Origin of the sequence: Trinickia sp., from assembly GCF_036503415.1 — a bacterium.
Taxonomy (GTDB): Bacteria; Pseudomonadota; Gammaproteobacteria; order Burkholderiales; family Burkholderiaceae; genus Trinickia.
Genome location: NZ_DASXWY010000205.1, coordinates 1 through 13,947, shown reverse-complemented (window position 1 = coordinate 13,947; position 13,947 = coordinate 1). Strand labels below are relative to the sequence as shown.

10 protein-coding genes and 1 pseudogene are annotated in these 13,947 nt (G+C 61.9%); 2 read left to right on the top strand and 9 right to left on the bottom strand.

Translation table 11 applies throughout. The features are described from left to right. From VGL01_RS24030 to VGL01_RS23990, 9 genes and pseudogenes are all read right to left on the bottom strand, one after another. Window positions 1-144 (bottom strand): annotated as a pseudogene (locus tag VGL01_RS24030) (ANTAR domain-containing protein); the annotation flags it as partial. Then, window positions 141-1,319 (bottom strand): transporter substrate-binding domain-containing protein, encoded by a 1,179-nt coding sequence (locus tag VGL01_RS24025; RefSeq protein WP_331573846.1) that lies wholly within the window; start codon window positions 1,317-1,319, stop codon window positions 141-143. The pseudogene VGL01_RS24030 and the gene VGL01_RS24025, both read right to left, overlap by 4 nt. Window positions 1,320-1,340: 21 nt before the next feature. Next, complete coding sequence (locus VGL01_RS24020; protein ID WP_331573842.1) at window positions 1,341-2,654, bottom strand: amidase; 1,314 nt, start codon at window positions 2,652-2,654, stop codon at window positions 1,341-1,343. A gap of 19 nt (window positions 2,655-2,673) precedes the next feature. After that, the gene (locus VGL01_RS24015) at window positions 2,674-3,387 is read right to left on the bottom strand and encodes an ABC transporter ATP-binding protein (RefSeq protein ID WP_331573840.1); all 714 of its coding nucleotides are present in this window, start codon (window positions 3,385-3,387) and stop codon (window positions 2,674-2,676) included. Further along, a complete protein-coding gene (locus VGL01_RS24010) occupies window positions 3,384-5,222 on the bottom strand; it encodes an ABC transporter permease subunit (protein ID WP_331573838.1) in 1,839 nt (612 codons plus the stop codon). The genes VGL01_RS24015 and VGL01_RS24010 overlap by 4 nt, the downstream gene beginning before the upstream one ends. After that, entirely contained in the window at window positions 5,215-6,048 is an 834-nt protein-coding gene (locus tag VGL01_RS24005) for a branched-chain amino acid ABC transporter permease (RefSeq protein ID WP_331573836.1), read from the bottom strand. Before VGL01_RS24005 ends, VGL01_RS24010 begins: the two co-directional genes overlap by 8 nt. Window positions 6,049-6,133: 85 nt before the next feature. Continuing rightward, window positions 6,134-7,309, bottom strand: coding sequence for a substrate-binding protein (locus VGL01_RS24000; protein WP_414720336.1), 1,176 nt, complete (start codon window positions 7,307-7,309; stop codon window positions 6,134-6,136). Between the two features lie 58 nt (window positions 7,310-7,367). Beyond that, window positions 7,368-8,258 (bottom strand): nitrilase family protein, encoded by an 891-nt coding sequence (locus VGL01_RS23995; protein WP_331573834.1) that lies wholly within the window; start codon window positions 8,256-8,258, stop codon window positions 7,368-7,370. Between the two features lie 270 nt (window positions 8,259-8,528). Next, window positions 8,529-10,958 (bottom strand): flavin monoamine oxidase family protein, encoded by a 2,430-nt coding sequence (locus tag VGL01_RS23990; RefSeq protein WP_331573832.1) that lies wholly within the window; start codon window positions 10,956-10,958, stop codon window positions 8,529-8,531. 1,431 nt (window positions 10,959-12,389) lie between these two features. Here VGL01_RS23990 and VGL01_RS23985 point away from each other — a divergent pair. Next, window positions 12,390-13,157 carry a helix-turn-helix transcriptional regulator gene (locus VGL01_RS23985; RefSeq protein WP_173255689.1) on the top strand — a complete coding sequence of 256 codons (768 nt, stop codon included), beginning with the start codon at window positions 12,390-12,392 and terminating at the stop codon, window positions 13,155-13,157. After that, a partial coding sequence (locus VGL01_RS23980; RefSeq protein WP_331573830.1) for an autoinducer binding domain-containing protein occupies window positions 13,157-13,947 on the top strand: 791 nt, incomplete at its 3' end. The genes VGL01_RS23985 and VGL01_RS23980, both read left to right, overlap by 1 nt.

Genomic DNA, 13,947 nt, shown 5'->3' with positions numbered 1-13,947 from the left:
CGGAAACGGCCAGATCGCCCGCAACGGACAGCCGAGCCGGCGCAATTGCTCCTCGAGAACATTGCGGTCTTCGCCGGGCGGGTGAATCACGAGTACACGCAGCGTGCGCAGATCCTCGAAGAGTCCGCGAGCCCATGCCGTCATGCGCGCCCTCCATCGAGCCAGAACTCGGAAAATCCATACGAGATCAGGTAGGGATCGGGCTTCACCGGCTTCGGGCTTTCCCAAACGATGTCGAACGAACCGTCCGGCTGGCAAACGGCGATACGGGGCGTCAGGATCGCGTGATTGTTTTCCGGGTCGATCCTGAGCAAGCCCTCGGGCGAATCGAACTCGACACCATGAACCGCATCGACGAGTTTTGCCGCATCGAGACTCTTCGTACGGGCCAACGCGAGCGCGAACAAATGGACCTGGTTATACGCCATTTCGGACCACATGCTCGCGGGCTGATCGCCGAAGCGCCCACGCCACGATTCGAGAAAGCGCCGGTTGCCGGCCAGATCGAGCGTATTGAGATAGCTCGCCGAGACGATATGGCTGCCGCACAACTGCGCGCCGATCATCCGCGTTTCACCCTCGGTCATCGTCAGGCTTGCGATCGGGATGCGCTCCGGATCGATATCGTGCTCGCGATACAGGCGGTAAAACGCACGTGCGCCCCGCCCGATCAAGGTGGAAAACACCACATCGGGTTCGAGCGCCTTGATTTGTCGCACCACGCTGACCAGATCGTCGACATCGGCATCGCTCGGCAGATAGACTTCCTCGACGATTTCCCCGCCGTGCTGCTCCACCATGTCTCGCATGATCCGATTCGACTCGCGTGGATAGATGTAGTCAGCCCCCACGAGAAACAAGCGCCGGCCGTGGTTGCGAAGCAAATACGCCGCCAGTTGCATGCTGTTCTGATTCGGCACGGCCCCGGTATAAATGACATTCGGCGAATATTCGAAGCCTTCGTAGATGGAGCAATACCAGAGCAACGCATTGTGGCGCTCGATCACCGGCAGCACGGCCTTGCGGCTCGACGACGTGGAACAGCCGAACAACACCGTCACATCGTCTTCCTGCACCATCCGCGTGGCGAGTCGGCGATACTCGTCGGGGTCGCTCTTCGGATCGTATGCCACGGGATCGAGCAGACGGCCATCGATGCCGCCTGCCGCGTTGATTTCCTCGATTGCCAGCACCGTTCCGAAGAAATGCTCGGACTCGGTCGCCGCGGTCACGCCGGTTCGGGAATACAGCACACCGATACGCCATCCGGGCTCCGCAGATGCCTCATTGGTGTTCGAGCGCCGCGGCTTCGACTCCATGGTGTCTTCGTCTCGCATGGCTCAATCGTTCTCCAACGTCGCGGCGAAATGTCCGACATGAGCGCCGACGGCGCGCTCGACGAACGATGCGGCATCGAGGCACACGGCATCGTCCCACGGCCGGCAGATCACCTGCACGCCTATGGGGCCGCCACGCAGACCCCACAACCCCGGGACGCTCACGCAGGGACATCCGAGCAACGTCCAATTGCGATTGAACGAGGGGTCCCCCGTCGAGCCAAGTCCTTCGAGCGCTTCATCGGGCGCGCTCGGCGTGATGAGCGCCGTAATGCCGTCGAATAGCTCGGAGAGCTTTTTCCTCGCCTGCTCCACAAAGGCGCATGCGTTGACGTAAGCGGCCATGTCGACGGTTGCGGCCCGATCGAGAAACGCGCAGAGCATCGGTGAGAGTTCGGCGCGATGGTAGTCGTACTCGTAGCCGAGCGATCGATAGGCCTCGTAACGCTGGATCGTTTCGTGCGCGGCGGCAATGTCGGCCATCCAGGGCGCAAAGCGCACGCGCTTGATGCGCCCGCCGGCATCCTCGATCGCCCGGACCGCGGTCTCGAGCGCAGCGGCGGCATTCGCGGATGGCTCGCCCCACGAGTAGCGGTCCGGCAAGCCGAACACCGGACCGGTGCTGTCTTCGCTGACGGCGAGGCGCCGGCCCGAAAGCACTTGCGCGAAATAAGCCACGTCGCTCACGCCGGCTGCAAAAAGGCCGACCGTGTCGAGCGACCAGGAAAAGCACTTCATGCCGACAGTCGAGAGCATGCCGAACGTCGGCTTGTAGCCGGCTACGCCGCAAAACGAGGCAGGCCGGATCGTCGAGCCGCCAGTCTGCGAGCCGATAGCGAACGGCACGATACCGGCCGCCACCGCGGCCGCCGATCCGGACGACGAGCCGCCGGACGTACGCCCCAGGTCGGAGGGATTGCGCGTCACCGTCGGCGCCATATAGGCGAACTCGCTCGTGACCGTCTTGCCGACGACGATACCGCCGTAACGCCGCAGCCACGTGACAACCGCCGCATCGGATCGCGGCTCGTGCCCGCGATAGATCGACGAGCCATAGCTCGTCACGAATTCGCTCGTGTCGAAAATGTCCTTCACGGCGATCGGAACGCCGGCCAACGGACCTTTGGCTACCATGGCCTGCGCCATCGCAGCGTCGTGCTGAACCACCGCCGTCATCGCCCTGACCTCGGGCTCGACCTCTTCGATTCGCGACAGCGATTGACGGACGGCGCGAGTACGCTCGCGCGGATCGTTCGCGATACGCCGGATCAGATCCAGGCCCGACTGCGGTCGATAAAGTGAATGTGCGCTCATCATGCCTCGCCTATCGTGAAGGTCAAACGCGAAGGTGTTCGAAAATGGATGCAGCCGCCGCATCGTCGTTCGCGCTGCCCTGATCGATGATGTGCCCTTGCTTGAGCACCACATAGCGATCCGCGACTTTCAATGCAAAAGGCACGTTCTGCTCGATCAGCAGCAGCGTCGTACCGTGGCGGTCGCGCTCCCAGAGCAATGCGTCGGCCAGCCGGTCGATCACGGACGGCTGCAAGCCCTCGGTGATCTCGTCGAGCAGGATGATCGACGGCCGCATCATCAGGGCGCGCGCCACGAGCAGCATCTTTTGTTCGCCGCCCGAAAGCGTGCCGGCGTACTGCTTCAGGCGGCTCTTGAACACGGGGAAAATCGGCTCGATCTCGGCGAACCGCTCGTCGAACCACGAAGCTTTCACGAGGCCCAGGCGCAGGTTGTCCCGAATCGTGAGATCCGGAAACAACGCATGCTCCTGCGGCGCGTAGGCGATCCCGGCCCGTGCGATCTGATGCGGCGGCAGTTGCGTGACGTCGCGGCCGTTGACCCGGACCGCGCCCGTCTTTTTCGGCAGGTAGCCCATGATGGTCTTGAGCAGCGTGGTTTTGCCCATGCCGTTCTTTCCGACGAGGGCGACCGCTTCGCCGCTCGCGATCGACATCGACAGCTTGCGCAGCACGACCGATGCCTTGTAGCCGCTCGTTACGTCGTCGACATGCAATGCGGTTTGGGGGCTGTTCATGATGCTTCCTTTTGCGTGGCAGCCGTTCCGGCGTAAATCGTTTTGACGAGTTCGGAGTTGACCACCTCTTCAAAACTGCCCTGCATGACGATGCGGCCCTGGTGCAACACCACGATGCGTGTGGCAACCTCCGCCACGAAATCGAGATCGTGCTCGACGAGCAGGCAACACAGCCCATATTGGTGAGCGAGCGCTGCCAGCACGCTGCCGATTTGCGTGCGCTCGGTCTTCGTCAGTCCCGCCGTCGGCTCGTCGAGCAACACGATCTTCGGTTCGAGCGTGAGCACCATCGCCAACTCGAGCGCCTGCTGCTCGCCGTGCGACAGGTCCTTCGCCACGGCGCCGAGCTTGCGGTCGAGACCCGTCGTACGGACGACTTCCATCGCGTAGGGCGGCAAACCGAGCGTGTCGGAACGCTTGACGAGCGAAGGCCGTTCGATGATGGTGCCCGCGATCCGCAGACACTCCGCGACCGTCAGCGTCTCGAAGATGTTCGCGTTCTGGAACTTGCGTCCCAGCCCGAAACGCACGCACCGTTCCGGCGGCGCCCCTCGCGTGTCGTTGCCGCACAGTACGACCGTGCCGGCCGAGGCTTCGGCACCATCGCTCATGCAGCGCATGAGGGTTGTCTTGCCCGCGCCGTTGGGACCGATCAAACCCACCAGTTCGCCGCCGTCGGCAACGAGATCGATGCCTTGCAGGACCTTGAGCGTGCCGAAATGCTTGGCCACGCCTGTCATTTGGAATGCCGGGCCCTGCGCCGTCTGCCCGGCTTGCACGCTCACCTTCCGTTCGATCAGCTCCGGTTCCGCACCGGCTCCGGTGTGCAGGCGCAACGGCTTGAAAAGCAGCGGCACGAGACCGCGCGGCAGCAGGACGATTACCGCCACGAACGCGGCCCCGAGAATCAATTGCCACGCGAAAGGCATGCTCCCGCTCAGATAGGCGGTCCCAACGTTGATCAGAATCGTGCCGACCACGGGGCCCCAGAGCGTTCCCCGGCCGCCCAGCGCAACCCAGATGATCAGTTGCGTGCCGAGGACGAAGCCGGTCAGTTCCGGTGCGACGACACCGCTGAACGAGCCGTAGCCGAAGCCCGCGATGCCGGCGACGATGGCGGCCGCGATCAGCAGGACGATCTTGACGAGCGAGGTGTTGATGCCGAGGTACGAGCAACGCGATTCGTTGTCGCGAATCGCCACCAGGACGCGCCCCCCGTCGCTGCGCACGAGCATCCATGCCAACAGCGCAATGCCGAGCATTCCCGCGCCGGCGATCCAGAACCATGCTTCGAGCGGCAGCTCGAACGTATCGAATCCGGTGAGACCCGAGCTCGACCCCGTCCATTCCCCGCCTGACAACAGCAGCTGGCTCATCACGATCGGCAGCACGAGCGACATGACCGTTGCAAAGAACGGCGAAGCGCCGCGATAGAACGACAACCATCCGACCAGTGCCGCAACCGCAGCCGACACGGCGATCGCCGCGCCGATGGCGAGCGCCACATAGCCCAACGAGAAGCCGCCATGCGTAAAGACCAGGCCGGCCGCGTAGGCCCCGATGCCGAAATACGCCGATTGTCCAAACGTCAGATAACCGGTGTAACCCCACAGCACGTCGACCGTAATGGCGACGATGGAAAAGAAAAACGCCTGGACGAGCACGTTCATCAGGTAGGTGCCGAACACGAACGGCCCGGCCACCAGCAACACCAGGGTGAGTACGACGAGAACCGGCAACGCGCGGGCCTGCGTCGCGCGCCGCTTGCGGCGCTCGTCGTCGTGCTGCGTCGCTTGCCGGCCGACGTTGCCCGCCGATAGATCGACTTTAGCCATGAGAAAACCCCTTCGGACGGATACGCAGCGTCAGCGCGGCCAGCACGGCAATGGTCAGGCCGCCCAGCACCGGGCTCACGAACGTGCTGACCAGTACCTGGCACGCGCCAAACACGAGGCAGGTGACAAGCAGGCTGATCATCGAGTAGCCGGCCACCATGACCAGCATGAATGCGCTGACGAGCCACGGCAGCCCCATGTTCGGATCGACGCTCGACAGCGGCGTGATCAACATGCCGGCGAGCGTTCCGAGCGCCGAGCCAAGGCTGAACGTAATGAAGCGAATGCGGCCCGAATGAATGCCGAGACCCCGCGCGAGATCTTCGTTCATGATGACGGCGCGTGTCTTCACGCCAAAGCGTGTGCCGGACAACAGCGCGATCAGCAGCGCGCAGATGGCAAGCGCGATCGGGATCAGCAGCAGCCGATAGGCCGAGTATTCGGTGCCCGCGATCGAGAACGTGCCCTTCATCGGCGTCTCGACGAACTGCACGCCGCGGCCGAAGGCCATCACGATGAGCTGCCCGATGACGATACCGAGCCCCCACGTGGCCAGAATGGCATCGAGAGGCCGCTTGTAGAGTGGCCGCACGATGACCTGCTCGACGAGCATGCCGACAGCGATGCCCACCACAATGGCGAGCGGCACGCCCATCCAGGGATCGAGCTTCAGTTGCGTGACGACGAAACTCGCGTAGGCGCCCATGGTGAGAAGCGCACCGTGAGCGAAATTGACGATCTGCATCACGCCGAAAATCACCATCAACCCGGTGGTCACGATGAACAGCACCGCCGCGGTCGTGAGAATGTCCAATGTCAAAACCATTTGCGTCTCCGAATGCATCCGCCGCCGGCCCTCCCCGGTCGCAGGCCGGCGGGCGTTTGCGTTCCTTGCTTCGTTTTCGACCAGCCTACTTGAGCTTCGGGCATTGATCGCCCGGATCCACGTCGCTGAAAGTTTGCAGAATCTTCACCGAGCCGTCGGTCTGAATCTGCCCGAGCTGCATTGCAAGCGGCGTATGCCGGCTCTTGTCCATCGATACGCGCTGGCGCGGCCCTTCGAACGACACTTCGCCGAGTGCCTTGACGACCTTGTCGGGATCGGTCGAGCCGGCCTTTTCGACAGCCGCCTTATAGAGGAAGAACGCCTCGTACTGGGGCTCGGACAGTTCGTTCGGTGTCTTCATCTCGCCGCCGAACTTCTTTTTCATGCCGTCGAGGAAGCTTCGATTCTGCTTCGTCGGAATGCTCGTCAGATACGAGCCCGACATGTACATCCCGGAGGCTACGTCGCCCATGGCCTTGGCCGTACCTTCGTCGATGGCCAGATTGCCATACGGCATGGTGAGCCCGGTCGCCTTGAACTGCTTGGCCAGCGCAACGTTCGGCGCGCCGCCGGCCGTCGCGCTGATCAGCGCGTCGGGATGCGCCGCGCGGATCTTCGAGAGAATCGGCGTCCAGTCCGTGCCATCGATCGGCAGATACTCCTGACCGACGACCTTGCCGCCATGCGCGGCGATGTACTTCGCCGTGAAGTCGAGCATGCCCCGGCCGAATGCATAATCGTTGCCGACCAGATAGAACGTCTTCGCGCCCTTGCTCTTCATGAAGTAATCGACCACCGGGGCGACCTGCTGGTCCGGCACCCAGCCGTTGACGTACATCCACCGATTGCACGAGCGGCCTTCATAAAACGACGTATAGATGAACGGCTTTTTGCCCCGCGCCACGATCGGCAGTGCGGCGTTGCGCGCAGCGCTCGTTTCCATCGAAATGATCGCGTCGACGTTGTCCTTGAACACGAGCTTGTCGTAGGCCTTTTGCGCGCCGACCGCGTCGGACGCATCGTCGGCGATATCGAGCTCGACCTTGCGACCGATGATACCGCCGGCCGCGTTGATCTCATCGACGGCCAGTTGCGAAGACTGGACGACGGCCGGCGCCACGACACTGTTGGCTCCCGATAACCCGACCGCGACGCCGATCTTGATCGGGCCGGCGTCGGCACCGAACGCGCTCGAGCAAGCGCACATGCCGGCAATCACCGCGCTCGCGGCGGCGAGAAATCTGATCTTGTAGGGCTCCATGGACTTTCCTTTCGTAGTAGTGGGTTGCGGAAACATGCAGGTGTGGGCATACATACCGTCAGACGTCGGACGCGGGCCAGCCCGTGCCCAGCATCGGGTCGTACACGTCCGCGCGGCGATCGCGCATGACGTGGTTGAATTCGTTGAGCGTGCGTTGCGCGCGCGTGCGCGCCAGATCGATCGTGGCATAGAGCACCTCCTCGCTCTCGCGGCCCGCGGGCCCCGCGAGCGGCCATCCGTCGCCGCCTACGATGACACTCTGGCCGATGAACGGCTGACCGCGCTCCGTTCCGACTCTGTTCGCACAAGCGATCGCCAGGCCGTTGCTGTGCGCGGCGGCCATCGTGAGCGTAGTCGCCATCGCGGGACGATCGGCGGGCTGCGAGGGCATCGGCACCCAGTTCGTCGGCACGCAGACGATATCGGCGCCTTGCATGGCCGCGAGGCGATAAGTCTCGGGAAACCAGCCGTCGTAGCAGATCGCGATGGCCACGCGTCCGAGCGGCGTATCGAAGACGGGCACACCGCGGTCGCCAGGCTCGAAGAAGCGCTTCTCGTTGTTCCAGAGGTGCAGCTTGCGATAGACGCCAATGTGCCCCGCGGGACCGGTGAAGAGTGCGGAGTTATAGAGGTGTCCGCCCGCGCGTTCCGCGATACCGGCGACGATATGCACGCCTAGCCGCCGGGCCGTCTCGCCGAAGACCTGCGCGGTTTCGCCGTCGGGCAATGTTTCGGCGAGCGAGACGGCTTCGTCGCGGTCTGCGAAAACATAACCGCTATTGCTGAGCTCGGGCAACACGATCAGCGCCGCGCCGTGCTCGGCGGCCGTCTCGATGTATCGAACCGCGCGCGTCACGTTATCGTGCTTCGCTCCGACGTGTGGCTCCATCTGCACGCATGCAATGACGAGGCCTTCCATGCCGGGTGCTGCGGACTTTTGCTGCGACATCGTTTTTCGTCTCCAAAAGCAAAAAGCCCCCGAACCAGCGTTGGACGCAAGTTCGGGGGCTACGTAGCCTTCCATCTGTAGCACGGCAGCGTTGCCGTGGAATCGTCATGGACACATGGCGATTCGATGTGGGCCAATTTATGAATTCAAATTGTCGCTGTCAAGCGTTTTGAGTATTTCTAGGGGTAAGCCCTGCGTTGGCCCGATGCAGGGACTCACCGTTCATTCACCATCCACAACGTTCGGGAGGCAGCCACTCGCATCGATCCATCAATTGCTGTGAAGGTCCATCATCTTGTATGGCGGGTTCGATGGCAGGTCTCCGCCGAGTCGCATGGCCATCTCCTGCACGCCGTTGACGGCATTTGCAATCGCGCCCGGGACAAAGCCGCCCTCAGCGCTCGCTTCTTCATTGATGCAAATGAGTCCGTCCGACGGCTGACGAAGCGAAGCATTGAAGAGCCGCCTCGTGTTGCTGAGATCCCCGGGCGCATCCATCTTGAATGCGCCATGAAAAGGATGCTCCGCGCTCCAATTGATGAACTTGATGGTGTGCTGGTACTGTGTAGCCAGCTTCGCCAGGTTCGCCAATTCTTGACGCGCAGGGTCGTCCGAATCCTCCGCTGCCAGGTTGTTCAGATCTCTGATAGCCAATTGAAGCTGTTCCTCGCCGCTCGTCGCCGATACCTTCGGCGTGTTGTCGCCAAGGCTATAGGTGAAATAAAGGACTGCACCGCCGTTACCATCCGGCACCAGATACATTTGCTGGAACCGTCTGCTTGCCTGGATGTTACCCGGAAGCGGACCTGCCGCCTCCAACGCTTCCCTGGGAATTGCGATGGCACCCTTGGTCGCGCCGACAATGTTCGCCTGCTCCATGGCAACCCCGATCTCGTCCGGCATCACCCGCTCCGAATCCACCTGTGGGCCTGTGAGACCCATGTGGGCAGCTTCGGCCGGGCTGCCCGTGAAGAATACTTGGTCGAACTCTTCGATCGTCGTTTCCCCGGTCTTCTTGTTGACCGAGGTCACGTAGTACACGCCGTCCTTCTTCTTGATCTCGGTGACCTCGGTGTTGAGATGAATGGCACCCTCTGCGGCGAGCGATTGCCCGTCCGTCTCGTCCGCAATCATGCTGTGAAACGGGGCATCCGCTCCGCCGACCAGGCCCTCGTGATCCACAAGACGCCCGTCGATGATGAACCGGAATTCCTCGAGAAACGACGTGGTGAAATACCCTTTATATCCGCCGACACCGATACCGACAGTGCCGAATATCAACCAATCCCTCTCGCTCCACTCGATCCCCTGCTCCGCGAGGAGATGCTCGAGACCGGCACGAAAAGTATAGCCATCGAATTTTTTGGTGGCTTGATCGCAAAGTTCGTAGAACAGCGCTGTATCGCCCGCATCGCGCGCCGCCATGATCGGCTCGGTAAGCGATTTCATGGCAGCATTCGCCTGATCGAAGACCTTTCTCAATTCCGGATTCGCGACTTCCTGACCGGGCTCGGTCTTGTAGACCTCATTACCGATGATGTATGTCGTCGATACCGTGTTCGGATTGGGGAACGGCGTAAATGTGTGATCGAAGCGCGCAGCCAAGGTCCGGTGGAGATTTGTCGGAGAGAAGCGCATCGCCCCAGGGTGAAAGACCGCGGTGGTGCCGTCCGGGTGCGTCCATGTGTCCGTGGCCATCCGCCCACCGATCGTGTCAGCCTGCTCGAAAATCTTGGGCTTCACGCCCATGCGGCGCAACAGGTACCCCGCTGTGATGCCGGCCGGTCCACCACCGACAATGCCCACCCTCAGTGTCTTCGCCACGTCGGCATCGAGCGTCGCGACGCGAAAGTCGGTGGCCTCCAGAAAGCCCGCGTAGTCATATCCATGATGCTCAGGCTGGGTCATACGCAGATCGGTGAAGCGCTCCTTGAGCAGCATTTTGAGCGCATTGTCGTCCCCCGCCGCCTTGAACGGCATCATGAGCTTGCGCTGCGCCGCCTCGCTACACACGTTGAAAAGACGCCCGGCGCTTTGCTGATCCATGTTGACGACCGTGTGCTCGAGCCAGTCGCGAACCGGCGTGCGAGCCTCCTCGGACGTAGCGGGCTGGGTCGTGTCACCGAGCAAATGAGCTTGTCGCGTTCCAACCGACTCCAGCACGTAGCCCTGCTCGGCCTCCGACAAGCAATGCCAGTGAAGCGTAATCTCACGATGCAATTGTTGTACTTTCTTGCCCGGTTCCGTGTCGTCCAGCTTGCGCAGATTCTGTATGACCGCGGGTGCGAGTTCCGCGCGCTCGCGCGGCCATTTGCCCGCCGGAGTACGAAAATAGCAGCCAACGGTTTGCGGATTGAGCGGCGGGAGCGGGCGGCCGCCCTCGGCCGGCAGTGCCTCGTACCCATTCCACGGCGGCGGTGCCGAGCCCGCCGAAGCCTGCTTCGCCGCAGCGCGGTCCGTCCGCTCGATCCCCCGGAGAAATGATTTCGTATCGATTCTGGCCGACGGCCAGGCGGACGCCGCTTCCTTTGCTTTCGCAGCCGCGCTGAGCGTCTGGCCCGGAAGCGGTTGATGCAAGCGTGAGGTGGCGCCGGGCGCGGCCGGGCTAACGGCCGTGCGGCGCGCCTGTGGACCGCCCGACGCGCGCGAAGTTGCGGTCGGCGTAATCCTCTCACCGGACGGAGCATCGGCCTGCGGCACCGCCGCAGGGGTCGTTGAATTGATACCTGACGTCGGACGGAAAGTGCTCATTTTGGTCTACTCCTGGTTTGGGTTAATTGGCGCGCCATGACGCCGCAATCTCGCGGACATCGACAACGAATCTTTATGCGGTACGCATATCAAACCAGAAGCGGTAGCCTACAATCGATTACAGTCCGAATATTCAACCAGAAACACGAAGTGTTTCCGCGCGTCTTTATACATCCACCAACTTTTGTCACGCTCGGCTGATTATGAATTATCAGCCGAAACGGCGCTTCGAACGTGACGGGGGCCGGCCATCGATGTGGACACGGCCGGCTAAGCCCCGTCCGCAAAGGGTTTAGATGTTTTTCCGTAACATCCTCTTCGTTTCAAGCATTATGTCTTCGCATGCATACCTCGCCTATCCATTCGTCTTTTTCTTATTCACATTGACAACCCTCATTCGCAATCGCCCTGAAGACATTGAACACGAACCAACGTATAAAAATGCGAAATAGGCGCAATCGCGCTTAATTCAGATGCGAAGAAATCATCTGAAATACGAAATGCGCGTTGACGGCACGAGCCAATCGCTTACCGGCGATGCGGAATCGATTCCAAGCACATTCCCAGCCAATTGGCATTTCATTTTTGCGCTGCAATGAGCACGAGTTCGCATGCGGGCCTCGCGTGGGGGCAAGCGGCAGTAAAGTTGCACGTAGCTGCAGCATCCCTAGCAAGCGCTCGACGTGCGGAGCGACTTCAGGTCCGTTGCATTTCCCCGAACGATCAACTGAACCGGTGCGGTGCCCATCCCGCCCGCGCCGCGTTTCGGCGCATACGCCCAAGCGGCGCGCGGTCGGTCCGATCTCGATCGCTTGCATGCGAGGCGGTCAATGCCCAGTGTCATCCCGTTGGGTCTTTAGAGCATTCGCTCTGGACGGCCCGTTTTGTCTATGCTTGTCCTCGTCTATCGTATGCGTGGTGAATGGAATTTGTTAGACTTCCTGCCGTTCCGGCACCCATTCCGGTACGGCAATCCCGTCGGCACTCGCTGCAACATGGCCGAACAACTTCCACTGGCAAGCTCGCTCGCAGGCGCGGGAGCGCGGCTCATCGCATTCGATCCACCGGAACGACGGGAATGGTGCAATTGAAGGAACTATTTGCATGGCATCTCAACATGTTCAGCCTTCGGTTCAGCAATGTTTGCCGATTCATGCCGATGTTCTCTCCAAGGATCGCGTAACCGGCACAACTCGCACCGGCTTATCCGCGAGTCCGTTCGAACCGCCGGAGACGGGCGGCCGAAAAGTCATGACGACGAAGGGCGAAGCGCGCCCTCGAGAAACACTCGATACCAAAGGATTCCGTGTGGAGTCAGTCAGCAGGTCAAGTCACTCCGTTGCACATGGCGCCCAGATCGTCCGCTTTCGCGAAGCGGACATGCAGCGATACGTTTCGAAAGAGGAACTCGGGGCGGACACGCATATCGCGTCCGAATTGGGCGCCGCGGTCACGGCCGACGAAAAGTCGCGCCTGTTACGCAGCATGATCCGCGCGATCGGGTTCGATTCGATGCGCTACTTCGCGGTGCGGCTCTCGCCCTCCGGCGAGGCCGAGCGCATCTATCTGATGGAGAGCTACCTTTCGCCGCCGCATTCGCTGTTTTTCGACGATGGGCACTACCTCAACGACGAACGCTTCAAGGCGCTGATGGCGAGTCCCCTGCCTTGCGTATGGGACATTCAGCAACTGGTCAGGCTCTGGCGCTCCGGACCGGGACCGAGTTCGTATCGCGACTGGCTCACGTTGCTGCATACCGACGGCAAGATCAGCGGGATGGCGTTCTCGATGCGCGTGCCAGGCAGCTCGCTGTGCGCGGTCGTGAGTCTTTCGGCCTATAACGCCGATGCGAGCTGGATCAGCGACAGCGTACTCGTGCAAGCGATCACACTTGGGCTTTCGGTGCAGCAGCGCTGCTCGGCCTACGTTCGGGCGATCGACCAGGATGTCTCGGGCGGCGCGCTGTCCGAGCTGCAGCGACGCGTCCTCGCGCTCGTCGCCGATGGCCTGTCCGACAAGGAAATCGCCGGGCGGCTGGACATGACGCTCTATAACGTCGATTATCAATTGCGTCGCCTGCGCGAAATTTTCGGCGTCACCAATCGAGCGCGGCTCGCCTATATGGCGGGTCGCCTGGGAGTGATGTGATGAACACCATAACGAGCCGCCAGAAGACCGCACAAGCTGCCTCGGCGAATGTCGTGTTTTTTGATGACGAGGATGTCGCCGCCGACGCGGCCGCGCATCCGTCGCCGCTTTTCGTTCCTCGCAATGCATCGCTCGGCCAGATCTCGCAGCAGCTCACGGAGACCGCCGATAGCGGCGAGCGGCGCAATCTCGTACGCAATGTCTTGCGGCGCGCCGGCTTCGATTGGCTCTGCTATTGCCGGATGCTGCGCATCGGGCAACGCGTCGTCGAACTCGCATGGTTCGACAGCTATTCGCCGCCCGGATGGGCCGCGCGTTATTGCAACGAGAGTTTTTTCGCGGTCGATCCGCGTCTGGACATCGCGTGCCGCATCGAATGGCCGTTTCTCTGGGATGTCGACAGCCTGGCGGCGATGGCGCCGGCGCCGCTACGCGGTTCGCGCATCCAGCATCTCGCCGATGCGGCCAATGCCGCCGGTATGCGCAGCGGCGTGTGCCTTGGTATCGGCACCGCCAATCCGCTCGAGCGATGCTTCGCAGTCCTATCGAGTTCCCAGGCAGGGAGATCGTGGATCGCCGATACGACGGCCGGCACGGCCTACGCCATTGCGATCGGCCTGCATACATGGGTTTCGCCCTACGCGAGCAGGCTGCTCTCGCGCATCAGCGCGGATGGCCTGAGCGCGGTTCAGCGCTCGATTTTGCAATGCGTGACAGAAGGAATGAGCGATCGCGAGATCGCTGCGAGCATCGGGCTGCAGCCCCATCGCGTCGCGCAGCATGTGCGTCA

What these genes read in the sequence shown, in the direction of transcription:
- VGL01_RS23985 (WP_173255689.1), top strand. Translation starts at nt 12,390, where the DNA reads ATGCAGCGATACGTTTCGAAAGAGGAACTCGGGGCGGACACGCATATC.
- VGL01_RS24010 (WP_331573838.1), bottom strand. Translation starts at nt 5,222, where the DNA reads ATGGCTAAAGTCGATCTATCGGCGGGCAACGTCGGCCGGCAAGCGACG.
- VGL01_RS24005 (WP_331573836.1), bottom strand. Translation starts at nt 6,048, where the DNA reads ATGGTTTTGACATTGGACATTCTCACGACCGCGGCGGTGCTGTTCATC.
- VGL01_RS24025 (WP_331573846.1), bottom strand. Translation starts at nt 1,319, where the DNA reads ATGGAGTCGAAGCCGCGGCGCTCGAACACCAATGAGGCATCTGCGGAG.
- VGL01_RS24000 (WP_414720336.1), bottom strand. Translation starts at nt 7,309, where the DNA reads ATGGAGCCCTACAAGATCAGATTTCTCGCCGCCGCGAGCGCGGTGATT.
- VGL01_RS24020 (WP_331573842.1), bottom strand. Translation starts at nt 2,654, where the DNA reads ATGATGAGCGCACATTCACTTTATCGACCGCAGTCGGGCCTGGATCTG.
- VGL01_RS24015 (WP_331573840.1), bottom strand. Translation starts at nt 3,387, where the DNA reads ATGAACAGCCCCCAAACCGCATTGCATGTCGACGACGTAACGAGCGGC.
- VGL01_RS23995 (WP_331573834.1), bottom strand. Translation starts at nt 8,258, where the DNA reads ATGTCGCAGCAAAAGTCCGCAGCACCCGGCATGGAAGGCCTCGTCATT.